The sequence below is a fragment of the Streptomyces achromogenes subsp. achromogenes genome (assembly GCF_000720835.1).
Classification (GTDB): domain Bacteria; phylum Actinomycetota; class Actinomycetes; order Streptomycetales; family Streptomycetaceae; genus Streptomyces; species Streptomyces achromogenes.
In genome coordinates, this window is sequence record NZ_JODT01000009.1 from 1 (window position 1) to 23131 (window position 23131).

A 23131-nucleotide genomic window follows, 5' to 3' on the forward strand; every position below is an offset into this window, starting at 1 on the left:
CGTCCGTCCTTACCCCCGCCCCCCGCCCCCGCCGAACACAGCCATGCGCTGCTCGGAGTCGGCGGCGAGACGCCGACCCGGATCCGCGACCCCGACCCCCGACCCGGACCCACCTCTCCTGGCTCATGGGCCGGGCAGGGCCCCAGGACCGGGACCGGAGCAGCGGGGGAGGCCTGCGAGACTGGCGGGTATGGACATCGCCCGCAGGAACAACGTGACCGTCACCGGCAACCCGCAGGGGCGGACGGTGATGCTGGCTCACGGGTTCGGCTGCGATCAGAACATGTGGCGGCTGACACTGCCCGCCCTGGTCGATGACTACCGAGTGGTGCTGTTCGACTACGTCGGCTCGGGCCGCTCGGACGCGACCGCGTTCTCGGAGGAGCGTTACGCCTCGCTGGCCGGTTACGCCCAGGACGTGGTCGAGGTGTGCGAGGCGCTCGAGCTGCGCGACGCGGTGTTCGTGGGCCACTCCGTCAGCGCGATGATCGGCGTGCTGGCGGCCGACATGGCGCCGGAGCGGATCGGGGCGCAGGTGATGGTCGCCCCGTCCCCGCGGTACATCGACGACGAGGGCTACCACGGTGGCTTCAGCGCCGACGACATCGACGAACTGCTGGCCTCGCTGGAGGCGAACTATCTGGGCTGGTCGGCGGCGATGGCTCCGCTGATCATGGGCAACGCCGACCGGCCGGAACTGGGCGAGGAACTGAAGAACAGCTTCTGCGCCACCGATCCGGACATGGCGCGCGTCTTCGCCCGGACGACGTTCCTGTCGGACTCCCGGGACGACCTGAAGCGTGTGCGGGTGCCGACCCTGATCCTGGAGTGCACCGAGGACGTGATCGCTCCCCGGGAGGTGGGCGCCTTCGTCCACCGGGCGATCCCCGGCTCGACGCTGGTCACGCTGGACGCCACCGGGCACTGCCCGCATCTGTCCGCGCCCGAGGCCACCAACCAGGCGATCATGGAGTTCCTGGCGGCGCTGCGATGATGTGCCGCACCGGCCGGCAACCCGATCCCTACGAGGCCGGCGACGAGAAATCCTCCAGCAACGCCGCCTTCGCCGCGCTGCTGGAGGACAGCGCCGAGGAACTGTACGAGAGCGCACCGTGCGGGTACCTGTCCACACTGATGGACGGCACCATCGCGAAGATCAACGCCACGCTGCTGGGCTGGCTCGGTACCGAGCGGGAGGCGGTGGTGGGGCGGAAACGATTCACCGACCTGCTGACCGTGGGCGGCAAGCTCTATCACGAGACGCACTTCGCACCGCTGCTGCGGATGCAGGGCGAGATCAGCGGCATCGCGCTGGAGCTCAAACAGGCAGACGGCGGCCGGATACCGGTGCTGGTCTCCTCCGTGATCAAACGCGGCGACACCGGCGAGCCGCTGCTGATCCGCACCACCGTCTTCGACGCCCGGGACCGCCGCGCCTACGAGGAAGAGCTGCTACGCCGCCGTCAAGCGGCCGAGAAGGCACGCAGGCAGGCGGAGGAGACGCGTAGGCAGGCCGAGGAGGCACGCAAGCAGGCGGAGGAGGCGCGCAGGCAGGCCGAGGCCGACCGCGCCCGGTTGCAGGACGCCCTCGCCGTGCTCCAGCAGTCGCTGCTGCCCGACACCCTCCCGGAGGTACCCGGGCTGGAGACGGCCGCCTACTACCACACCGCCCATCCCGACCGGCTCGGCGGCGACTTCTACGACGTCTTCCGCATCGACGGCGAACGCTTCGGCTTCTTCCTCGGCGATGTGTGCGGCAAGGGCCCCCAGGCCGCCGCGCTCACCTCGCTGACCCGCTACACCCTGCGCGCCGCCGCGCTGCACGACCCCGACCCCGTCTCCGTGCTGACCACCCTCAACAAGGTGCTCCACGAACGCTACGCGGGCAGCGGCGACCCGCGTTACTGCACCGCCGTCTTCGGCACCCTGGAGCCCGGACCCGGTACCGGGCAGGTCGCCGTCCATCTGGCCTCCGGCGGGCACCCCCCGGTCATCACCGTGCGGGCCGACGGCACCGCCGGCTTCCTGCCCACCCCCGGTGGCCTCCTCGTCGGCATCCTGCCCTCCGCGCGCTTCACCGCCGCCACGACCGTGCTCGGCCCCGGCGACGTGCTCCTGCTCTACACCGACGGCATCACCGAGGCCCGTACCGGCGAGGACCGCACCAGCCTGTACGGGGACGAGGCGCTGCTCGCCTGCGTCGCCGGCCATGCCGGTAAGCCCCCGCAAGCCGTGGTCGAGGCCCTGACCGGCGTGCTGCACGGCTTCGGCGACGGCCTCGACGACGACACCGCGCTGCTCGCCCTCGGCGTCCCGGCGCCCGACCCCCAGACGAGAAGCATCCGATGAGCGCACTGAAGATCACCACCCGAGACGCCGCCGCCGGTCCCGTTGTGGAGATGTCCGGCGCGCTCGACTACGACACCGCCCCGCGACTCCAGGCGCTGCTCGCCACCCTCACCCTCCGGCCGGGCCAGCGCCTCGTCCTGGACCTGGGCGGCGTGGAGTTCTGCGACTCCAGCGGCATCACGGCCCTCATCGCCGCCCACCATCACGCGCGAGCCGCCCGGGCGGACGTGGCTCTCGCCGCCGTGCCGCCCCGTGTCCTGCGCACCCTGCGCATCGTCGGCCTCGACCAAATTTTCGCCCTTCACCCCGGCGGTGACAGCCTTTCCCCCTCCGAGGACGGCGCGGGATGACCGGGCGACGGCGTTCGCGCCCGTCCTCGGCGGTGCCGGCCCCACCGTCGTGATCCGTACTCGTTCCGTACTCCTGGTTCCGTACTCCTCGTCCCGTACTCATCCCCCTTGTGCTCCCTCCGAGGCGAGGGGCGGTTGAAAGCACATGGTGACGTCCTTGCCGCGGGGACAGCGGCGGACCTGCCAGTCGTCGGCGAGGGCGTCGACCAGGAGCAGCCCGCGCCCCCCGAGGGCGCCGTGATCCGCGTGGCGTTGCTCGGGCAGCCGAGGCGAGGCGTCGTGCACCGTCACGTGCAGGCAGTGCTCGTCCCAGGTCAGGATGAGCTGTGCGGCGCTGTGGGCGTGGACATGGGCGTTGGTGACCAGTTCCGAGACGGCCAGTACGACCGAGTCCACCAGCGTCGGAGCCGTCCGTTCCCAGCCGAGCGCGGCCATGTGCGCACGGGTCCAGTCCCTGGCTTCCTTCACTCCGGCGCTCAGCGGCAACGAGCGCGCCCACCCGACAGCCCTCATGGACGATTCGTCCGCCATGGTTCCTCCTTCAGCCGACCGACAGTTCCCTGTCCCGTCTGCCCCGGTACGCGGCAACCCAACGTGATGCGGCGGTGATGCTCCGTAGGCCGTCGTGTGGCGTGGCCGACACTCGGCCCGCCCTGGATTGCCCGGCCCGATCAGGGGTATGCGCGTGAGGCGTGACGTAGCGGAGGCGGTGCGGATGGTACGGGCTTTGGTGGGCGAGGACGGAATGACGGCCCACTCGGATGACGCGGTGCTCAGTGCCGCGGTGGCTCTGGACGGGCAGGGTGCCTGCATCGCCAGGGCCCGCCACACGGCTGCCGGGTTCCTGACCCGCATGCGCTCCGAGCACGGTGTCGCGGTGTCCCAGCGGGCCGTGGAGGTCACGCAGTTGGTGGTGAGCGAGCTGGTCACCAACGCGCGGAAGTACGCCGCCGGGCCGATCCTGATGAATCTGCGGATCGTCGGCGATCTGCTGGAGCTCCAGGTGTGGGACTCCGACCCGGTGCTGCCGGTGGCCCGCGCCGCCGATGTGGGCCGGGTGGGGCAGCACGGCCTGGAGATCGTCATGGCCCTCTGCCAGAGCTTCGAAGCGATGCGGGAGCCGGTCGGCAAGCGCATCACCGTCCGCCTGGCCCTGACGGACCACCCACTCGGCGACGGCGCCGGCGCCTGGACCGGCAGGTGAGCGACCGGCGAACTCGACCGGCGCTCACCCGCGCACCGTAAGCCGCCACCTCGCCGTAACCGGGCCGCGGCTCCAGCCGCCTGCCCGCGCCAACCGGCCTGCGCCCGCTCGCCCGAACCGGCCGGCGCCTGCTCGCCCGAACCGGCCGGCGCCTGCTCGCGTCAGCCGGCCTCCGCCTGGCCCGCCCGGACCGGCCTCCGCCTGCCCGCGCCTGCTCGCCCGAGCCGGCCTCCGCCTGCCCGCCCGAACCGGCCTCCGCCGTCGGCTCTTCCTCGAACCGGCCCCGCCCGTCGGCTCTTCACGGCCGACGCCGTCGCGTGCGGCCCCGTACGAATGTTTCGACGGCCAAAGCGACTCGTGCGAGAAGTATTGACGCCGTTCACCGCTTCCTTAATTCTTCAGGTGGCCGACATTGCGGCCGATGTTCGATATCACGAACAACCCATATGTCATGCGCACGCCAAGCGCAGCACGCCCAACGGCCTCCCCAAGGTTGAGGAAGTCCCCATGAACAGAGGAAGTTTCAGCCGCAGGCACCCCTCCGCGGTGCTCGCCGCCGTGGTCGCCGCCCTGACCGCGTTGGCGGCGCTGCTCGTGGCCACCCCGGCCCAGGCGGCGAGCAGCGGCGCCCTGCGCGGTGTCGGTTCGAACCGGTGTCTGGACGTGCCGGGCGCGAGCCAGACCGACGGTACGGCCTTGCAGCTCTACGACTGCTGGGGCGGGACCAACCAGCAGTGGACGCTGACGGACGCCAAGCAGCTGACCGTATACGGCAACAAGTGCCTGGACGTCCCGGGCCACGCCACCACCTCCGGTACCCGGGTGCAGATATGGACCTGTGCCGGCGGCGCCAACCAGCAGTGGCAGGTGAAGTCCGACGGCACGGTCGTCGGCACGGAGTCCGGACTGTGCCTGGAGGCCGCGGGCGCCGGTACGGCCAACGGCACGGCGGTGCAGATCGGTACGTGCAACGGCGGCAGCAACCAGAAGTGGACCGGGCTGACCGGGACCCCGCCGACGGACGGATCGTGCGCGCTTCCGTCGACGTACCGGTGGTCGTCCACGGGCGCCCTGGCGCAGCCGGCGAACGGCTGGGCGGCGCTGAAGGACTTCACCAACGTGACGTACAACGGCAAGCACCTGGTCTACGCGTCGAACGTGTCGGGATCGTCCTACGGCTCGATGGCGTTCAGCCCCTTCACGAACTGGTCGGACATGGCGTCGGCCCGCCAGACCGGGATGAGCCAGTCCGCGGTGGCGCCCACGCTGTTCTACTTCGCGCCCAAGAACATCTGGGTGCTGGCGTACCAGTGGGGTGCGTGGCCCTTCATCTACCGGACGTCGAGCGACCCCACCAACCCCAACGGCTGGTCCGCCCCGCAGCCGCTGTTCACCGGAAGCCTGCCCGAGTCCGGCACCGGCCCGATCGACCAGACCCTGATCGCCGACGACCAGAACATGTACCTGTTCTTCGCCGGTGACAACGGCAAGATCTACCGGGCGAGCATGCCGATCGGCAACTTCCCCGGCAACTTCGGCTCGTCCTACACGACCGTCATGAGCGACACCACGAAGAACCTCTTCGAGGCGCCGCAGGTGTACAAGGTCAAGGGCCAGAACCAGTACCTGATGATCGTCGAAGCCCGGGGTGCGAACGAGCAGCGTTACTTCCGCTCCTTCACCGCCACCAGCCTGAACGGGTCCTGGACCCCGCAGGCCGCCACCGAGAGCAACCCCTTCGCGGGCAAGGCCAACAGCGGCGCCGGATGGACCAACGACATCAGCCACGGCGACCTGGTCCGCGACAACCCCGACCAGACCATGACCATCGACCCCTGCAACCTGCAGCTGCTCTACCAGGGCAAGTCCCCCAGCGCGAGCGGCCCCTACGACCAGCTGCCGTGGCGCCCGGGTGTCCTCACCCTCCAGCGCTGACCCTCCCGGCACGGGCGGCACAGCCCGCTGACCGGCTCTCCCCGCTTCGAGGAACCCCGGCCGTCCAGCACGGCCGGGGTTCCTCTCATCAGGTGGTCATCCGGGGGCGGTTGCTGCGGTCGTCGTTCTCCGGGGTGCGCTCCCGGTCCTTCCGCTTGGGGACGCCGACCGGCGGCTCCTGGTGCTGGTAGATGCCGATGGGCTTCGGCACCAGCTTCTGCTTGTTCTCGGTCACCTTCGCGCGGGTGCGCACCACGGCGTACAGGCCGGCGTCCGTGGCGGCGCCCGTCTTGTACTGCTCGTACTGCTCGGGGGTGAGGTACTTGGCCTTGAAGACCTCGAGCACGGCCTGCGCGTCGAGCCCGCCCTTCACCACGACCTCCTGGGACGCCTTGGCGAAGTTCTCCGCGCTGCCGCCGCCCCCGTTGAAGACGGCCGCGAGCTGCTCCGGGTCGGTGGTGTCGTAGACCCTGCCCTCCTCGACCCTGACCCCGTCGGGCAGCTTCACCTTGGCGATGCGCGACTCGTTCTCCGCGGCCCAGGCAGCGGCCGTCTTGAGGCTGCGGGTGAAGGAGACCCAGGACGACTTGACCTTCGCCCTGCTGCCGGCGCGGATGTGGTCGGCGGCGGACTTCTCGGGGTCGTGGCCGACCGGCGGGCGCAGGCCGTTGCGCAGGGGCAGCTCCTCGGGGCGGAGCGTGCGGTAGAAGACGCTGGGGTCCTCGCTCTCCGACTCGCCCTCGGACTCCGGGTGGACGTCCCGGTAGCGGGGCATGATGGCGCGCAGCGCCCGCTCGGACAGCCTGTCCTGCTCGTCGGGGTGCGCGGCGCGCAGGCGGTCCAGTTCCTTGGTCTTCTTGGCCCGCAGCAACTGGGCCGCGAGCGCCACACGTTCGTCGGGGGAGAGGCCGCCGCTCTCCACGGACTGCTTGGTGCGCGGGTCGGTCACGGCGGTCCGCTGCACCATGAGGGAGCGGGCCCGGACGGCCGCGGCGTTGCCCGCGGTGCGCTGGAGATGGAGCAGCCCCCCGGGGCCCGGCGGGAGGGAGCCCGGCCGCGGTCCGTGCGCGGGCGCCTGCCGCTCGGCGTCCCGTGCGCGTTGCTGTGCTCGATGTCCCTGGGCGTACATACACCGCTCCTTTGCCAGGTCAGCTCCCGCGCAGCGTATCGGGCCCTGCAGGGTCCGGCCATCGCCTCGGCCCCTTCACCTCGGCCGGAGGCGCCTCGGTCGGGGTGCCGCGGCCGGGGGTACGTCGCGGCGTCGTCCGCGTCATGTCACGAACGTGTCTTGAGCGCGAGCGCGAGGCAACGGGGGCGACCCGACCGCCTATCAATGAGGGCAGAAGGCCACACGGGCGAACAGCCGCCCGGATCACTCGCCAGCAGAGGACGGACACCAGCATGCGCACTCGGAAGATCTCGGCACTGACCCTCACCGCCGTCGCCCTCGGCCTGGCCCTGACGGCATGCGGCAACGACGACGACGCCAAGACGACCCCTTCCGCTTCCGCTTCTGCTTCCGCTTCGGCGAACGACTCGTCGGCCACGCCCACGAGCACCCCGGGGTCCGGCAGCACGGAAGGCACGTCGTCGGACACGTCCGCCAAGCCCGACACGGCCGGCAGCAAGTCGTCGGGCACGTCCGGCGCGTCCGGCACCGCGGAAGGCAAGTCGTCGGGGGCGCCCGCCAAGGCCGCGATGAAGTGCACGGACAAGATCAACTACGCCGGTGACCCGCGTTCCAACGCCGAGATCAACTCCATCGGCGAGCAGACCGGCACGTGTCCGCCGGTGCAGAAGCCGGCGTCCGACGACAAGAAGTGCACGGACAAGATCAACTACGCGGGCGACGTGCGTTCCAACGCCGAGATCAACTCCATCGGCGAGGAGACGGGCACGTGCCCCCCGGTCAAGCGCAAGTGACCAACGCGTAGAGGGGGCCGGCACCCACGGGCGCCGGCCCCCTCTCGCATCCCTCCCGCTACTTCTTGCGGCGGCAGACCAGCCACAGCAGCAGCGTCGCGCCGCCCGCGAGCAGCAGCGTGCGGTTGTCGCGGGTCAAGCGTGCGGCGACGGCGGCGGTCTGCCGTACCGGCTCGGGGGCCTTCTCCTGCAACAGCCGGCCCGCCAACTCGGCCTTGATGGCGGCCTGTTCCTTCACTTCGGCGGCCTGCTCCCGCACCTCGGCGGCCTTCTCCTTGGCGCGGGCCTTGACGTCCGTCTTCGCCGCGAGCGCCTCGACCGTCTCACCCAGTTCCTGGCGGGTCTGCTCGACCTGCTCGCGCAGTTCCTCCGGGCCGGACGCGGTGGGCTCGTCGTGGGGCGGCTGGGTCATCGGTGCGCACTCTCCTTGATCTCGGCCACATCGGCCTTGACGTTCCGAATCGTCTGCTCCGGTGTGGGCGGCGCCGCCTCGGCGAACTCCTTCTTCCCGGTCAGCGCCATCACCCCGGCGATCACACCGAGCACGGCGGTGACGATCAGGGCCGCCGCCCACACCGGCAGCGTTACGGCCAGCGCCGCGATCACGGTGGCGACCAGGGCCTGGAGTGTCAGGAACCCGAACAGCCCGGCGCCGCCGAACAGTCCGCCGCCCTTGCCGTAACGCCTGCCTTTCTCCTTCATCTCCGCCTGCGCCAGCCGCAGCTCGCCCCGCACCAGCTCCGTCAGCTGCTGCGAGGCACGCTGGACCAGCTCGCCCACCGGTTCGGTTCCGTGCGCCTGACGGCCTGCCTCGTAGTGGGGCTGCGTACGGGACACGGCGATCACCTTCCAGACCTGATGTGCGTGGCATGCGGAACTTCCGTCGTGCCACGCGGGTACCCAGGTCCGCGCGGTTCACCATCCCTTCATCGGCGCCGGTCAGGGGGCTACGACGTCCAGCTCGGCCCACACCGTCTTGCCGGACGGCGGATACGGCTCCGTGTCCCACCGGTCGGCGAGCGCGGCCACGAGGAGCAGACCACGGCCCGACTCCGCCTCCTCCGGCCGGTCCGTCGAGGCGGGTGCGGGGAGCCGGTCGCCGCGCGCGTCACTGACGGCGACGCGGAGGGTTCCGGCGGTGACATCGAGGCCGAGGACGAGCCGGAAGCTGCGTCCCCGCACCCGGCCGTGCACGGCGGCGTTGGCCGCGAGTTCGGCGACGATGTGCTCCGCGCGGTCGATGACGTTCGGTGACAGTCCCCACGCGTGCAACTCTCCGACGGCGAGCAGCCGGGCCAGGCGGGCGCCCCGGCGCGTGGAGGACAGCAGCTGGGAGAACGAATGTACGGTGGTGCCGGGGAGTTGGGGTGGTGTCGTGGGGGTCATGGGACCACCGTGGCGGGCGCGCGCGACGTTGTTCCAGAGGCCCGCCCCGTACGCTGTGTCAGCGTACGGGCACTTTCTGTGGACAGTACGCGATCCCTGCCGTCACGCTGGGTGCTGTCGAGCGCGGGGGACGCAGCACGGAACGTACGCACCTGGAGGTGGCCGCGGATGACACACGGCGGCGCGAGCGAGAACGACGACGACCTGACGGCCTGCGAGGTGGAGCGGGAACCCGATCCCTCCGACAGCCTGCGGACGTTCGGGGCGGTCGTCCAGGCCCTGCGCGAGCACGCGGGACTGGGCAGGGAGGAGTTCGGACGACAGGTCCAGTTCTCGAAACACACCGTGGAGTCCGTGGAGTTGGGCAGGCGCATGCCCGACGACTCCTTCGTGGAACGGGCGGAGGAGGCGACGGGCAACACGGGCGCGCTCCGCAAGGCCGCGAAGTATCTGACGCGGGGAGAGGCGGGACTGGCGGCGTGGTTCCGACGCTGGGCCAAGCTGGAGAAGGTCGCGGTGAGCCTGAGCACGTATGAGTGCCGGTTGGTGCCGGGGCTGTTGCAGTCGGAGGGGTATGCGCGGGCGGTGTTCGAGGGAACCGTTCCCGTGGCGCCGGACGATCAGTTGGAAGAATTCATGGCCACGCGGATGGAGCGGCAGCGGATGCTGTTCGAGCGGCCGACGACGCCGTTCCACTTCATTGTCGAGGAGCACGTGTTCCGACGGAAGTTCGGGGAGACCGCGCAGATGCGGGAGCTTCTCGACCATGTGCTGGAGTTGAGCGCGCCGCGGAACGTAACTCTGCAGGTCGTCCCGTTGGAGGCCGAGTTGCATGCCTGTCTGGACGGGCCTGTGCGGCTTCTGGAGACTTCGAAGGGGCAGCGGTTCGCCTACTCCGAAGGACAGCAGAATGGTCGGCTGATCTCGGACGCGAAAGAGGTGAGACTCCTCTACCAGCGTTATGACACACTGCGGTCGCAGGCCCTGAACCCCACACTCTCACGGGGTCTGTTGGAGCAACTGCGAGGAGAGCTATGAGCACGACGGAACTCGCCTGGTTCAAGTCCAGCCACAGCGGTAGTCAGGGCGATGACTGCGTTGAAGTTGCCGTCACGGAGCAGGCCGTGCATGTACGTGACTCCAAGGACGTCACGCGCTCGGACTTCGCCGTCGGCCGGGACGGCTGGGCGCGGTTCGTGCGGTACGCGGCCGGGGACTGAAGCGTGGGGGAGGCGTGCCGTCCGTGACGGTACGCCTCCGCCGGCTGGCTGGTCAGCGTTCGAGGAGAGCGATGCGGATGGCTCGTTCGACGTGCGCGGCGGTGTTGGCGTGGCCCGCGGCGTTGGGGTGGACCAGGGTGACGCGCTTGCTGATGGCACCGCAGTTCAGTTTGCCGACCTTTGCGGGCCAGTAGTCCTCGGCGTCGCCGCAGATTCCCTCGACCCACTTGGTGCCCGCGGGCTGGCAGGCGTCGTGGCCCACGCTGGAGGAGTAGACGTCGGCGTAGCGGTCACCGAAGAACGACGTAACGCGCTGGATCGTGCTGTTCAACGGCTTGAGGACGCTCTCCCGCAGCCAGTCGATGTCGGCGTGCTTGATCGCGCTCAGTTCGGTGAGCAGGAGCCGGTTGCAGGCACTGCCCTCCTCCGGCAGGACGGCCGGATAGCCGACGGTGATCACCTTGGCGTTGGGCGCTGCCTCGTGCACCTTGGCCAGCATTTCGACGTACTCGTCCTGGACCCTGGCGAGCTTCTCCTCGATGCTTTCCTCCCCCTCGGGAGGGCTCGTGTAGTACTCCCGGCAGGTCTTGCCGAGCGTCGCGCCCAGTTCGAGGCACTTGAGGAGCATGCCGCCGAAGGGCAGGCTGTTGCCGCCGACGCCGATGGTGACGATGTCGGTGTCGTCGTTGAGCTTCGCCCGCTTGATCTGCGGGTCCACTTCTTTCCAGCCGGCGGCGGGGGGCTGGACCGGGCTGATCGGCGTCTGCTTGGTGTCGGCGATGTCGGTGATGACGGCGGCGCCGCAGCTCACGTTGGTCAGGTGGACGAACTTGCCCGGCGGGAACTCCTCGAGCTCCCGCTCGACCAGGCCGGGGTAGGCGTCGCTGGTGCGGTCACAGCCGTCCCGCGACGCACCGCCGAGCGGGGGCTGCGGGGTTCCGACGAACACGCCGGCGGTGTACGAGTCACCCAGCGCGGCCCACTCGTACTGATCGGCCGCGCCGGCGGAGCCCGAGGGCGCGAGCGCGGACACCGCCAGCGTGAGCCCCACGGCCAGCGCGCCTGTCCGCAGGCGGGATACGGGGCGCCGCATGGCTTTTCCGGAATGGGCCGACCGGACTGCCGAGGCGAGGGCGGCCAGTCGACCCAAAGGTGCCGAACGCATGCACGATCTCCGTTCACATAGAGTAGTCACGCAGCTACAAGTCAAAGGTAGGGGGGTGCACGCGATGGACGGATGGGGGCGCTGCGTAAACCACCCGAGTGTGTGAGGTTGATGTTCACTCAGTCCAGGGTGGCCAACGCGCCGGCTATCAGGGCACGTGCTGCCGCTCCCCGTGCGGCCCCTTGCGCAAGCCGGTCAAAGGCTCGGGCATACAGTTCGACCTGGCTGGGCTGTGTGAGGGCGGAAGCGGCATCCAGCGTGTCCGCGTGCACCCTGGTGTCGTCGAAGATCGTGAAGGTCGGCATGGGCCACACAGTCCGTTGCTCGGAGAACGGCACGATGCCTACGGCGACGTTCTGAAGATCCATGACGCCGAGCAGGTGGCCAAGTTGCGCCGCCATGGTCTCGGCGCTGCACAGCCGGTACCGCAACACCGACTCCTCCAGTACGAACGAGAACCGCCGGGCGGCGTTGTTCAGCACCTGGTTACGCCTCATGCGGGCGGCGACCGCATCACTCACGTCGTCCGGTGTTCCCCGGAAGCCTGCGATGGAGGACAAAAGGGCGGTGGCGTATCCGGGTGTCTGGAGGAATCCGGGGATCACGTCAGAAACGTAGACACGGAACATCTTCGTCTGCTGGTACAGGTCGACCACTGACTCTTGCAGGCGACGGAGACCGCTCCGCTGGAGTCGCTTCCACTGCACGTAAGCGTCGGCGGACTGCCTGTTGGCGGCGATCAAGTCTGGGATTTGAGCTTCAGCGGCACAGGCTTGGCACCACGCTGTGATGTCGGAGTCAGAGGGAGGTGTCCTGGCGTTCTCGATCCTTGACGACTTCGACTCCGACCAACCACACCTGACGGCCAGCTCCCGCCCGCTGATCCCGGCATCCTTCCGAATCTCCCGGAGGCGGCCGGCGAGGAGTTCGCGGGCCTTTTGGACGCTTGAGGAGGGATGAGGAGGCATGGAGCTGGCTTTCGTCAGATCTTGTACAGGTGGTGCGGCGTCGCTCGCTCCCAGACTGCTTCGAAGGCAGTGGAACACAGCTTCACGGTTGCCGGGTCCGCCGTGATTTCGTCCTCGACCACCACGCCGTCACCAGAGAAGTGGTGCACTCTGAGCAACGCGCCGTCGAACAGCCAGAAGTCATTACCCGGCAGGGGGATATCTGTGGCCCGTCGCCGTGGCATCCATCGAACCTCCTCGCCCGCCGTGATGTTGGCGTGGGTGACGTAGTGCTCCCAGCGGATGTACTCCGATACGGGCTCGGAGACGACCCGGGCCCGGCGGATGGATACACCCCTGGCCACCGTATCTGCGATCAACTGGTCATAGGGATGCCACCAGGACTCGCGGTCCACCCAGTTGATGCGCTCACCCCGCTTCCACGCCTCGAACCGGTCCGTCGGGGCGTAACAGTCACGCAGTTCCAGATGGACGGCAGAGCGGTCACACTGGCCAAGCAGCTCAGCGAAGCCGGGCACGCTCGACGACATCACACGCCTCCCTGATCATCGGGATCATCCGGGCCGGAATCCTGACGATTGCTTCACTGTCAGGCACCGGACCGTTCGCGGGACTGCTTGCCTCGCACTCCGCCTGAATTTCAGTGCCCGTCTTCCACCCCTGCAACAAGATTTCCTGGCTTTCCGCGTCCGCCCACACGGTGGGGCAGTGGTCCCGGTCTGTGTCGGGGTCGATCCCAATGAACTCTACGGCCATATCGGGCCTCCCTGCAGTAGGTGCTTGCTCGGGCTCGCACCAGCTTGGTTGAACTGCGGAGATGCCGTCAATACCGGGGCCTGCTGGAAAAATTGGCGTGCAAGCTCATGCAAGTTCGTAGAACCCTGGACGCATCGCCTCCTAACGTCCTGCCTCGAGCAGATGAGCCAGGGAGGAAGCAATGTCGCAGAAGTCGCAGGGCTACCCGCTCCGGGTATCACGACTCGGGGAACACCTGGAGTTCCGAGCAGGCCGTATTGACACCGACGATCTCCCGCCTGCGATGACGGACGCGTGGCCTCCTTGCGAGTGTCGGCGCTGTACCCATTCCGGTGAACGCTCCAGGACCTGAAGCGTGCTCCATTCCCTTGAACTCCCGCCCGAACGGGCGGCGGCGGTCAGTCATGGCCGCGTTCAGTTGAGCAGGAAGGTGCAGTGATGCAGAACGGAAGCGACCTGTACGCGCTCGACATCAGCGGGGCCTCCTTCGTGAAGGCGTGCGGGGGCAGTACTCACCCGGACGGCGAGGCGTGCGTGACCCTGGCCCGGATCGGTGAGGACACCTGGGCCCTGGGCGACAGCAAGCGGCCGGACGCGCAGCCGCTGCGGTTCACCACGGAGGAGCTGGACGCGGCCGGGATCGACCCGGCGCGCTTCGGCCTGAGCGTCTGATCCTCCCCCTCCCGTCAGCCGGGCCGGGTCCATGCCCCGTCCCCGGGTCCGGCCCGGCCGACACCTTGCGAACAGGAACGACTGGTGCACCACCACGGCTACCTATGGGTCGGACCGAAGGAGCGCTTCGACAACGAGGCCCTACGGCGTCCCCCACACCCCGAGCCGCCACCGGCTCCCGTGGCCCATGAGGACGTGAAGACGGAGCAACTGCTCAAGCGCTACCGGGAAGTGGCGGCCGAGTTCCCGACATCCGATCTGCCACCGATCGAGACGGCGTACTGGCTCATCAAGCCCCGTTCCCTGGTCCGTGGTAGCTGGGATGAGGCCAAGGAAGCGGCGGCATGGATCGGGGAACGGCTGGCCGAGTACGCGCCCCGGTTCGCCTCCGAGCGCGACCGGGACACCACCCGCCTGGCCCAAGTGGCCAACGCCACCGCCGAGCGGCTGGAGTCCGGCACAGATGTGTCACTGGGCTTCTACCTCGAACGCCCTACCTACCTGTCCCTGGCGGTTGTGGCGTGTTCCCCGAACCGCGCCCGGACGTCCTGCGCATGGCGTCGCGGTGGTGGCCCTCAGCAGGGTCCGGCGGCTGATCCGCCCGAAACCGGGCGTGGGGGTGGGGGACATGGTCGCTCCTTTCGCACCGCCGGCCGCGTCGGCGCCGGGGCCTCGCGGCCGGCGGGCAGTGGGTGGGGGCGGGCTCGGTGACGGGTCAGGGGCGGGCGGAGTGCGGCGCCGTTTCCGTGCTCCGGTCGCCGGCCGCCGTACCGGCCGGCAGCAGCGGGCATGTCGCGCGGTACTTCGAGACGCCGGACGGGTCGGCCAACGCCGGGCACAGGAACGGGGTGTAGCGGCTGTCCTGGTCCACGAACGTCTTCAGCCAGGGGATGAGGATCCGCATCTCCAGCGTGTTGGGCCGGGTGGCGAAGAGGTGGTTCGCCCCGGTGAGCTGGAGGTAGGCGCTCTCGGTCGTGGCCGGCAGGGCGGCGGCCAGGCCGTCCAGGTACGAGGGGGTGACCGTGGTGTCCGCAGTGCCGCCCATGATCATGGTCGGTACCCGGTCGGCCGTCGGGCTGCCGGAGGGCTTGAACGGCGCCAGACCGACGGCGGCCTTCAGCGACGGCCGCCGCTCGGCCGCCACCAGCGCCCCGCCCCCGCCCATGGAGTGGCCCACCACCGACAGCCGGGCGGGGTCCACGCGGTCGCGCACCGGGCTCTTCTGGGTGAGGTAGTCCAGCGCGGCCAGCAGCTGCGCGCCCCGGGCGGTGTCGTAGTCGGTGCGGCTGTTGGTCTCGACGCCGATCACGACGAAGCCGAACGAGGCCAGCCAGTGCCCCATCCACGCCTCCTCGTCGGCGAAGCGCGCGGTGTAGCCGGGCACGATCGCGACCGCACCCCAGGTGCCCAGGCCGGTGTCGGTCGGGTAGTAGATCGTGCCGCCGTTGAAGCCGTTGCCGGGCGGCACGCTCAGCTGTGCGGTGGCGAACGTTCCCCGGCTGGCCGAGACGCTGGCGAGCGTGGGGTCCGGGCCCCGCTGGTACGGGCTGCCGGCCGGTGCCGGCGCCTGGACGCGGGCGGCCGTCGCCGGCGGCGTGGGGTGCGGGGTTCCGGCGGCCGACGCCGTCGTCGTCAGGGCGGAGGCGAGCAGTCCGAGGAGCGCCGCCGACAGGACGGCGGTCCGCCGCCACGGCCCGCGGGCCGGCCGGGCGGCGGCCCCGGATTCGCCTGACGCGTGGTGATGTGCGTGTGCAACGGGCATGAAGGCGAGCCTCCTTGACCGACACGGGAGCATCTGGTGGGCGAGGCATGCGCACGGGGTGTGGCCCGAAGGTGCTGTGTGAACGCTCCCGGAAGGCGGGGGTGAGGGGTGGTGGGGGGCGAGCGGGCGCGAGCCGGCGTACGGGAGCCCGGGGGTCGCGTTCTGGACCCACGGGGAGCGCTCCCGCGCGGAAAATCCCCGGCGCTTCCCGCAGTGTCCCTACGCCCCTCCCGGCTGTCAATCAGGATGCAAAAGAAAGAAACGGATCCGAACATTGCCGAACATGAACCCCGTCGGAATCCTTGACCGGGCATCGGACCGTCCCTAACCTCACACGCCGTGGGAGCGTTCCCATTCCCGCGTGAACGCGCATTGCCGACCGCGCGCCCCCCACCCACGGAGGTCATCGTGACCGACGCACACCCGCCTGCCCCCACCCCCCGGCGGTCCCGGAGCACGAGACACCGGCTGACCGTCGGCCTCTTCGCCGCCGCACTGGCCGCCACCGCGCTCGCCGGACTCCCGCGGACCGCGCACGCGGCCACCGCGCGGCAGGTGGAACGCCTGGACCGGGGCCTCACCAGCGTCCACACCAGCAGTGGCAACCTGGTGTCCTGGCGCTGGCTCGCCACCGACCCCGGCGACGTGGCGTTCAACGTCTACCGAGGCGGCACCAAGCTCAACTCCTCGCCCGTGACCGCCTCTACGAACTACTTCGACTCCGGGGCCCCCGACTCCGCCGACTACACGGTCCGCGCCGTGGTGGGCGGCACCGAGCAGCCCGCCTCTGAGCACGCCCTCCAGTTCCGGCCCGGCTATCTCGACGTACCGATCTCCCCGCCGGCCGGCGGCACCACCCCGGACGGAGTGGCGTACACCTACGAGGCCAATGACGCCAGTGCGGGCGACCTCGACGGGGACGGCCGGCTCGACCTGGTCCTGAAGTGGCAGCCGACCAACGCCAAGGACAACTCCCAGTCCGGCTACACCGGCAACACCTACGTCGACGGCATACGGCTGGACGGCACCCGCCTGTGGCGGATCGACCTGGGCCGCAACATCCGCTCCGGCGCGCACTACACACAGTTCCAGGTGTACGACTACGACGGCGACGGCAAGGCCGAGGTGGCGATGAAGACCGCCGACGGCACCCGGGACGGCACCGGCGCGGTCATCGGCGACGCCTCCGCCGACCACCGCAACTCCAGCGGCTACATCCTGTCCGGCCCCGAGTACCTGACGATGTTCAACGGGCAGACCGGCAAGGCGATGCAGACCGTCGACTACGTCCCCGCCCGGGGCACGGTCTCCTCCTGGGGCGACTCCTACGGCAACCGCGTCGACCGCTTCCTCGCCGGCACCGCCTACCTGGACGGTGCCCGCCCCTCCCTGATCATGGCGCGCGGCTACTACACCCGTACCGTCATCGCCGCCTGGGACTGGCGGGGGGGGCAGTTCACCCGCCGCTGGACCTTCGACACCAACTCCTCCACCAACTCCGGCAAGGGGTACGACGGTCAGGGCAACCACGCGCTGTCCGTCGCCGACGTGGACGCCGACGGCAAGGACGAGATCGTCTACGGCGCGATGACCGTGGACGACAACGGCGCCGGGCTGTGGACCACCCGCATGGGCCACGGCGACGCGGCACACCTCGGCGACCTCGACCCCTCCCGGCCGGGCCTGGAGTACTTCAAGGTCGACGAGGAGTCGGGCAAGCCGGGCTCCTGGATGGCCGACGCCCGCACCGGGCAGATCCTGTGGCAGACGGCCTCCGGCTCCGACAACGGCCGGGGTGTCGCCGGTGACATCTACGCCGGCAGCCCGGGCGCCGAGGCGTGGTCGGCCTCCGACACCACCCTGCGCTCGGCGGCCGGCGCCTCCCTCGGCCGGGAACCCTCCAGCATCAACTTCCTGTCCTGGTGGGACGGCGACACCGTCCGCGAACTCCTCGACGGCACCCACATCGACAAGTACGGCACCTCCGGCGACACCCGGCTGCTGACCGGCTCCGGTGTCGCCTCCAACAACGGCACCAAGTCCACGCCCGCGCTGTCCGGGGACATCCTCGGCGACTGGCGCGAGGAGGTCGTCTGGCGGACCGCCGACAACCGCGCCCTGCGGATCTACTCGACGCCGTACCAGACCGGCACCAGGATCACCACCCTGCTTCACGACACCCAGTACCGGACGGCGCTGGCCTGGCAGAATACGGCGTACAACCAGCCGCCGCACCCCAGCTTCTTCCTCGGCGCCGACATGCCCGTCGCACCGCGCCCCAGCGTCTACACGCCCTGAGGGCAGAGGGGAACCAGGGGAGACTTCCCGCTCGCGGCGCCCGCCTCGTCATCCGACGAGGCGGGCGTGCTCGCGGTACCCGGTCAGCCGGCCTCGCGCAGGGGGTGGACGGCGCCGGTGAGGGAGCCGTCGTTCTGCTCGTAGTGGGAGAGGGCGAGGCCGAGACCGAAGAACGTGGGCGCCCATTCGCCGACGAAGAGGCCCCAGCGGTCGGCGCGGGCCAGGCCGGTGCCGGGTTCCAGCTTGAGGGAGCCGGCCCAGCTGGCGACGGTGAGACCGATGGAGGCGAAGGCGGCCAGGTAGGCGTGTTCGCTCTTGACGCCCATGTCATGCATCTTCTTGACGATCATCAGGCGACTCCGTTCCTTGAGGGTCCCTGCTGGAGTAACCCTCATCAGGCCGTCCTATTCATCCCATATGGGAGATTTGTCTTCGTCGCTGAACGTCACCGCGGTGGTGACCGGGGTGCCGCAGGTGTGCGGGAGGTGGGTGGCGGGTCCTGGGGGAATGCGTCGACCCCGCGGCCGTTCATGATCTTTTTTCGTGACCCTCCGTGGTTCCGGTACTTGAAGTGATCCAGAAACAGTTCAACCGTTGCCCGGGAGTATCTCCCTCGTGTACGTTTCAATCGATCACGCAGAATACTGGCCGGATTTGGCCTGCGCGGCGCCCTCCGGGGGGAGTTGCACGGTGGCGCGGGCAAACGGTTCGGTATAGGGGGAGGCGTACACGCATGTCTGCACGATGTCTTGAGTACGTGCAGAATCCCTGTGACCGATGTACGGCGATGCCGGCGACGCTCTGAGGCCCGGCTCCGCACCGTACGGTCCCAGCGGTTCTTTCCGGCGACCGATTCACTGAACGAGCGCCGTTTCCGATCTTTTCACGGCTGCCCGAAGGCGGCCGAGCCCGCCACTCAACGCGCATTCCGCATGCCCGATGTCGTGGACGTGTTACGCGCGTCGATTCCACCTGCCCTATTTCAAGGCTCTCAACTTGACGAATTCCAGGTTCGAAGGATGATGGCGAAACCAGCGGGGTCCGGAGAATTGTCCCTGTCAGAAATGCTGCGCGCGGCCACCGCCGCCCAGCCCGACCGGACTGCCGTCTCCTGTGGCACGGAGCGGCTCTCCTTTCAGCAGCTCAGCGAGCGCAGCGAGCACATGGCCGCCCACCTGCGGCAGCTCGGTGTGGGGGCGAACGACCCCGTCGGCATCTTCATGGAGCCGTCCGTCGACCTCATGGCGAGCGTCTGGGGCGTCCTGCACGCGGGCGCCGCGTACCTGCCGCTGTCGCCGGAGTACCCGGACGAGCGGGTGCGCTACATGATCGCGGACTCGCGGACCAGGGTCGTCCTGACCGCGGAGTCCCTGGTGTCCCGGCTGGCCGCGATGACACCGCCGGGGACGCGGATCGTCACCGTCGCCGACAGCCTGGTCCAACCGGAACAGCCGGCCGCCCCCGGGACCCCCGTACCGTCGGCGTCCCCGCCCGCGCGGGGCGACACCCTCGCGTACGTGATCTACACCTCGGGCAGCACCGGCAACCCGAAGGGCATCGGCATCGAACACCACAGCATCGTCAGCCAGATGCGGTGGCTGTCCGAGGAACAGGGCCTGGACGAGCGCAGGACCGTGCTGCAGAAGACGCCGCTGAGCTTCGACGCCGCCCAGTGGGAGATCCTCGCGCCGGCCTGCGGCAGCAGCGTGGTGATGAGCGAGCCGGGCCGCTACGCCGACCCCGACGGGCTCATCGACCTGATCGTGGCGCACCGGGTCACCACCCTGCAGGGCGTGCCGACGCTGCTCCAGGCGCTGGTCGACACCGGCCGGCTGTCCGACTGCGCCTCGCTCACCCACGTCTTCAGCGGCGGCGAGGCGCTCACCCGGACCCTGGCGGTCGAACTGCTCGACGCCTTGCCGCGGATCGACCTGGTGAACCTCTACGGTCCGAGCGAGTGCACCATCAACGCGTCGGCCCACACCGTGGACCGCCGTACCGTCCACGAGGGCCCCGACCACATCTCCATCGGCCGGCCCGTCCGGGGCATGAGCTTCCACATCCTCGACGCGGCGCGCCGCCCCGTGGCTCCCGGTGAAACCGGTGAACTCCACATCTCGGGCGTCCAGTTGGCCCGCGGCTACCTCAACAATCCCCGGCTGACGGCGGAGCGGTTCATCGCCAACCCGTTCGCCACGGACCCGGCGTCCGCCCGGCTGTACCGCACCGGCGACCTGGCCCGCTGGAACGGCGACGGCACCGTGCAGTTCCTCGGCCGCACCGACAGCCAGGTCAAGCTGCGCGGCTTCCGGGTCGAACTGGACGAGATCAAGGTGTCCATCGAGAAGCACGAGTGGGTGAAGCGGGCCGCCGTCCTGGTCCGGGACGACACCCGGGTCGGCGCCAACCTCATCGCCTTCGTGGAGCTCGACCCGCGGCGCGCCGCGCTGATGGACCAGGGCAACCACGGCGCTCACCACCAGTCGAAGCGCAGCAGGCTGCAACTCAAGGCCCAGCTCGCCAACCTGGGGGTGCGTCAGGACGAGGGCGCGGCGGCCGTCGAGCTGCCGGGGCGCGCGGCCACGGCCGGCCAGCGGCGCACGGTGTTCGCCCGCAAGACCTACCGGTTCTTCGAGGGCGGCGAGATCACCCGCGCCGACCTGCTGGCCCTGCTCGCCCGGCCGGCCGGGCAACCTGCCGCGCACCGGGACCCGGCCACCCTGAGCCTGCCCGAACTGGGCACCCTGCTGCGCTACTTCGGGCAGTTCTCCAGCGGCGAACGGCTGCTGCCCAAGTACGGGTACGCCTCCCCGGGCTCGCTGTACGCCACCCAGCTCTACCTGGAGCTGTCCGGCGTCGCGGGCCTCGAACCGGGCTTCTACTACTACCACCCGGTCGAGCACCGCCTCGTACTGATCAGCCCCGCCACGGCCGGCGAGCCCCGGCTGCGGGCCCACTTCGTCGGACGCCACTCGGCCATCGAGCCCGTCTACCGCAACAACATCCGGGAAGTCCTCCAGTTCGAAGCCGGCCACATGGTCGGCCTGTTCGACCACGTCCTCCCCGAGTACGGGCTGCGCGTCAACCCCGGCCCGGTCACGCCCGGCATCAAGGACGTCCTGCGCTGCCCGGACGAGGACCACCACCTCGCGACGTACGTCGTGGAGTCGGCGGCGGCCCCGGCCGTCACCAGCCCGGTCGAGCTGTACGTGCAGGCCCACCCCGACCGGGTCGCGGACCTGCCCGGCGGCCAGTACCGGTACGACGGCGCCGAGTTGACGCACGTGTCCGACGACCTGGTCCGCAAGCAGGACGTCATCGCCATCAACCAGGAGGTGTACGACCGGGCGAGCTTCGGGATCAGCCTCATCGGCCACGCCCCCGAACCCTGGCAGCGCTACGTCGACCTCGGCCGGGAACTCCAGCGCCTGCAGATGAACGGCCTCGACGTGGGGCTGATGTCGTCCGGGTACAGCTCCGAGACCGGCAACCCGCTGCCGTCCGCCCGGCGCATCGCGGACCTCGTCGGCCTGGGCCCCGGCACGGCCTCCTACTTCGCCGTCGGCGGCCGCATCAGCACCGGACAGCGGCTCAGCGAGGGCATGAAGGAGGACTCCGTCCACATGCGGGGCCCGGCCGAGATCGTCAAGGACAACCTCGCCGAGAACCTGCCCCCGTACATGGTGCCCAACCGGGTCACCGTGCTGGACGCCTTCCCGCTCACCCCGAACGGCAAGGTCGACCACCAGGCCCTGCGCGAGCTGGACAAGGCGGCCGTCGACGACACGCAGGCACCGGTCGTCCCGCCGCGCACCCCCACCGAGGAGGCCATCGCCGCGCTGTGGGCCACGGTGCTCCGGCAGGAGCGCGTCTCGATCCGGGACAACTTCTTCGCCGCCGGAGGACATTCGCTGACCGCGGTGAACCTCGTCGGGCGGATCAACCGGGAACTCGGCAGCTCGCTGCCGCTCCAGGTGCTGTTCGACGCGCCGACCATCGCCGAACTGGCCCGGCGTGTCGACCGCGAGCCCGCGACCGCGCTGCCCCGGCTGGTGCGGCTGCGCGCCGGGGACGGCGCCCGGCCCGTCTTCTGCTGGCCCGGGCTCGGCGGCTACCCCATGAGCCTGCGGCTGCTGGCGGGCCGGCTGGACCTGGACCGCCCGTTCCTCGGGGTGCAGGCCCACGGCATCAACGCCGGCGAGGTGCCGTACCCGACGTTCGAGGAGATGGTCGCCCACGACATCGAACTCGTCCGCAAGGCCCAGCCGGCCGGCCCGTACACCCTGTGGGGCTACTCCTTCGGGGCCCGGGTCGCCTTCGAGGTCGCCCACCAGCTGGAGCGCGCCGGCGAACAGGTGGACGAGCTGATCCTGATCGCGCCCGGCAAGCCGCCCGTGGAGGTCCGCGGCGAACGGCCGGCCGGGGCGCCGGCGGGCTTCTCGGACCCCGCCTTCGTCCCGATCCTCTACTCGGTGTTCGCCGGGAACCTGGAGCCGTCGGCGGTCGAGGCGTGCCTGGCCGCGACCCGGGACGAGGACTCCTTCGTCGACTTCGTCCGCGGCCGGTTCGAGCACCTGGACCGTGACCTGGTGCGCCGGATCACCGGCGTGGTGCGCCGCACCTTCCCCTTCGAGTACGCCCCGGGCGAACTGGCCCGGCGCGGCCTCGACGCGCCGATCACAGTGCTCCGGGCCCGGGGCGACCAGGACTCCTTCATCGACTCCACCCCCGCGCTGTCGCGGACGTCCCTGCGGATCAGCCAACTCCGGGCGGACCACTACGAACTGCTGCGCGCGCGGGGCATCGACGAACTCGTCTCCGCGCTCCAGGCCGCCCGCCTCCCCAGAAAGGCCATCGGAGTGCCCCACGTCAGCATCAAGCACTTCCCGAGCACCCTCGCCGCCGACCGGATCTCCGCGCTCGTCGACGCGATCACCAGCGCGGTGGGCACCGCCTTCTCGGTGGACGAGGGCGCCGTCTCGATCGCCCTCGAACCGGTCGCCCAGGATGCCTGGACCGAGCGGGTGTACATACCCGAGATCGTCCAAGGCACCGCCAACCTGGTGAAGGCCCCCAACTACTGACGTCCACCGCGGAGTTCAACGTGCCACCGGAAAGACCAGACACGACATTACGGAGCATC

22 protein-coding genes and 1 pseudogene are annotated in these 23131 nt (G+C 70.0%); 12 read left to right on the top strand and 11 right to left on the bottom strand.

The window, feature by feature from the left end; all coding sequences use genetic code 11:
• Positions 1-190 precede the first annotated feature (190 nt).
• Genes IH25_RS0110745 through IH25_RS0110755 form a run of 3 tightly spaced genes read left to right on the top strand, consistent with a single transcriptional unit; the run spans position 191 to position 2699 of the window.
• On the top strand, positions 191-994 hold the full coding sequence (locus IH25_RS0110745) for an alpha/beta fold hydrolase (protein ID WP_030606569.1): 804 nt from the start codon (positions 191-193) through the stop codon (positions 992-994).
• Positions 994-2349 (top strand): PP2C family protein-serine/threonine phosphatase, encoded by a 1356-nt coding sequence (locus IH25_RS0110750; protein WP_030606572.1) that lies wholly within the window; start codon positions 994-996, stop codon positions 2347-2349. The genes IH25_RS0110745 and IH25_RS0110750 overlap by 1 nt, the downstream gene beginning before the upstream one ends.
• A complete protein-coding gene (locus tag IH25_RS0110755) occupies positions 2346-2699 on the top strand; it encodes an STAS domain-containing protein (protein ID WP_030606575.1) in 354 nt (117 codons plus the stop codon). The genes IH25_RS0110750 and IH25_RS0110755 overlap by 4 nt, the downstream gene beginning before the upstream one ends.
• A gap of 99 nt (positions 2700-2798) precedes the next feature.
• On the opposite strand, the gene IH25_RS0110760 is transcribed toward IH25_RS0110755, so the two are convergent.
• Positions 2799-3230, bottom strand: a complete 432-nt coding sequence (locus tag IH25_RS0110760) for an ATP-binding protein (RefSeq protein WP_030606579.1) — start codon at positions 3228-3230, stop codon at positions 2799-2801.
• A 214-nt stretch (positions 3231-3444) separates the two neighbouring features.
• Between IH25_RS0110760 and IH25_RS0110765 the strand changes: the two genes are divergently transcribed.
• Complete coding sequence (locus IH25_RS0110765) at positions 3445-3903, top strand: ATP-binding protein (RefSeq protein ID WP_051753876.1); 459 nt, start codon at positions 3445-3447, stop codon at positions 3901-3903.
• A gap of 507 nt (positions 3904-4410) precedes the next feature.
• On the top strand, positions 4411-5838 hold the full coding sequence (locus IH25_RS0110770; protein WP_030606586.1) for a non-reducing end alpha-L-arabinofuranosidase family hydrolase: 1428 nt from the start codon (positions 4411-4413) through the stop codon (positions 5836-5838).
• Positions 5839-5926: 88 nt separating this feature from the next.
• Here IH25_RS0110770 and IH25_RS0110775 read toward each other — a convergent pair whose 3' ends face one another.
• Positions 5927-6967, bottom strand: a complete 1041-nt coding sequence (locus IH25_RS0110775; RefSeq protein ID WP_030606589.1) for a hypothetical protein — start codon at positions 6965-6967, stop codon at positions 5927-5929.
• Between the two features lie 272 nt (positions 6968-7239).
• On the opposite strand from IH25_RS0110775, the gene IH25_RS0110780 reads away from it, so the two are divergent.
• A complete protein-coding gene (locus tag IH25_RS0110780; RefSeq protein ID WP_030606592.1) occupies positions 7240-7761 on the top strand; it encodes a hypothetical protein in 522 nt (173 codons plus the stop codon).
• A gap of 58 nt (positions 7762-7819) precedes the next feature.
• On the opposite strand, the gene IH25_RS0110785 is transcribed toward IH25_RS0110780, so the two are convergent.
• From IH25_RS0110785 to IH25_RS0110795, 3 genes are all read right to left on the bottom strand, one after another.
• Complete coding sequence (locus tag IH25_RS0110785; protein ID WP_030606595.1) at positions 7820-8173, bottom strand: DUF3618 domain-containing protein; 354 nt, start codon at positions 8171-8173, stop codon at positions 7820-7822.
• Positions 8170-8598 (bottom strand): phage holin family protein, encoded by a 429-nt coding sequence (locus IH25_RS0110790; protein ID WP_245172757.1) that lies wholly within the window; start codon positions 8596-8598, stop codon positions 8170-8172. The genes IH25_RS0110785 and IH25_RS0110790 overlap by 4 nt, the downstream gene beginning before the upstream one ends.
• Positions 8599-8700: 102 nt before the next feature.
• Positions 8701-9147, bottom strand: coding sequence for an ATP-binding protein (locus IH25_RS0110795; RefSeq protein ID WP_030606600.1), 447 nt, complete (start codon positions 9145-9147; stop codon positions 8701-8703).
• 168 nt (positions 9148-9315) lie between these two features.
• On the opposite strand from IH25_RS0110795, the gene IH25_RS0110800 reads away from it, so the two are divergent.
• Together IH25_RS0110800 and IH25_RS0110805 are read left to right on the top strand one after the other, a co-directional pair.
• Positions 9316-10185 carry a helix-turn-helix domain-containing protein gene (locus IH25_RS0110800; protein ID WP_030606603.1) on the top strand — a complete coding sequence of 290 codons (870 nt, stop codon included), beginning with the start codon at positions 9316-9318 and terminating at the stop codon, positions 10183-10185.
• The gene (locus IH25_RS0110805; protein WP_030606606.1) at positions 10182-10367 is read left to right on the top strand and encodes a DUF397 domain-containing protein; all 186 of its coding nucleotides are present in this window, start codon (positions 10182-10184) and stop codon (positions 10365-10367) included. The genes IH25_RS0110800 and IH25_RS0110805 overlap by 4 nt, the downstream gene beginning before the upstream one ends.
• A gap of 52 nt (positions 10368-10419) precedes the next feature.
• Here the strand turns inward: IH25_RS0110805 and IH25_RS0110810 are convergent, their stop codons facing one another.
• The 4 genes from IH25_RS0110810 to IH25_RS0110825 form a co-directional block, all read right to left on the bottom strand.
• The gene (locus IH25_RS0110810; protein ID WP_030606609.1) at positions 10420-11460 is read right to left on the bottom strand and encodes an SGNH/GDSL hydrolase family protein; all 1041 of its coding nucleotides are present in this window, start codon (positions 11458-11460) and stop codon (positions 10420-10422) included.
• 191 nt (positions 11461-11651) lie between these two features.
• Entirely contained in the window at positions 11652-12500 is an 849-nt protein-coding gene (locus IH25_RS0110815; RefSeq protein ID WP_030606611.1) for a helix-turn-helix domain-containing protein, read from the bottom strand.
• Between the two features lie 14 nt (positions 12501-12514).
• On the bottom strand, positions 12515-13030 hold the full coding sequence (locus tag IH25_RS0110820) for a DUF6879 family protein (protein WP_030606614.1): 516 nt from the start codon (positions 13028-13030) through the stop codon (positions 12515-12517).
• Positions 13002-13256, bottom strand: coding sequence for a hypothetical protein (locus tag IH25_RS0110825; protein ID WP_030606617.1), 255 nt, complete (start codon positions 13254-13256; stop codon positions 13002-13004). The genes IH25_RS0110820 and IH25_RS0110825 overlap by 29 nt, the downstream gene beginning before the upstream one ends.
• Positions 13257-13694: 438 nt before the next feature.
• On the opposite strand from IH25_RS0110825, the gene IH25_RS0110830 reads away from it, so the two are divergent.
• Together IH25_RS0110830 and IH25_RS39280 are read left to right on the top strand one after the other, a co-directional pair.
• On the top strand, positions 13695-13928 hold the full coding sequence (locus tag IH25_RS0110830) for a DUF397 domain-containing protein (protein ID WP_030606620.1): 234 nt from the start codon (positions 13695-13697) through the stop codon (positions 13926-13928).
• Between the two features lie 84 nt (positions 13929-14012).
• Positions 14013-14468, top strand: a pseudogene (locus IH25_RS39280) (hypothetical protein); the annotation flags it as partial.
• A gap of 175 nt (positions 14469-14643) precedes the next feature.
• On the opposite strand, the gene IH25_RS0110835 reads toward IH25_RS39280, so the two are convergent.
• Positions 14644-15690 (bottom strand): dienelactone hydrolase family protein, encoded by a 1047-nt coding sequence (locus IH25_RS0110835; protein WP_078844206.1) that lies wholly within the window; start codon positions 15688-15690, stop codon positions 14644-14646.
• A 408-nt stretch (positions 15691-16098) separates the two neighbouring features.
• Between IH25_RS0110835 and IH25_RS0110840 the strand changes: the two genes are divergently transcribed.
• Complete coding sequence (locus tag IH25_RS0110840; protein WP_030606623.1) at positions 16099-17988, top strand: rhamnogalacturonan lyase; 1890 nt, start codon at positions 16099-16101, stop codon at positions 17986-17988.
• An 83-nt stretch (positions 17989-18071) separates the two neighbouring features.
• Here the strand turns inward: IH25_RS0110840 and IH25_RS0110845 are convergent, their stop codons facing one another.
• A complete protein-coding gene (locus IH25_RS0110845; protein ID WP_030606627.1) occupies positions 18072-18338 on the bottom strand; it encodes a hypothetical protein in 267 nt (88 codons plus the stop codon).
• A gap of 699 nt (positions 18339-19037) precedes the next feature.
• Here IH25_RS0110845 and IH25_RS0110850 point away from each other — a divergent pair.
• Positions 19038-23072, top strand: coding sequence for an amino acid adenylation domain-containing protein (locus tag IH25_RS0110850; RefSeq protein WP_245172758.1), 4035 nt, complete (start codon positions 19038-19040; stop codon positions 23070-23072).
• Positions 23073-23131: the final 59 nt, after the last annotated feature.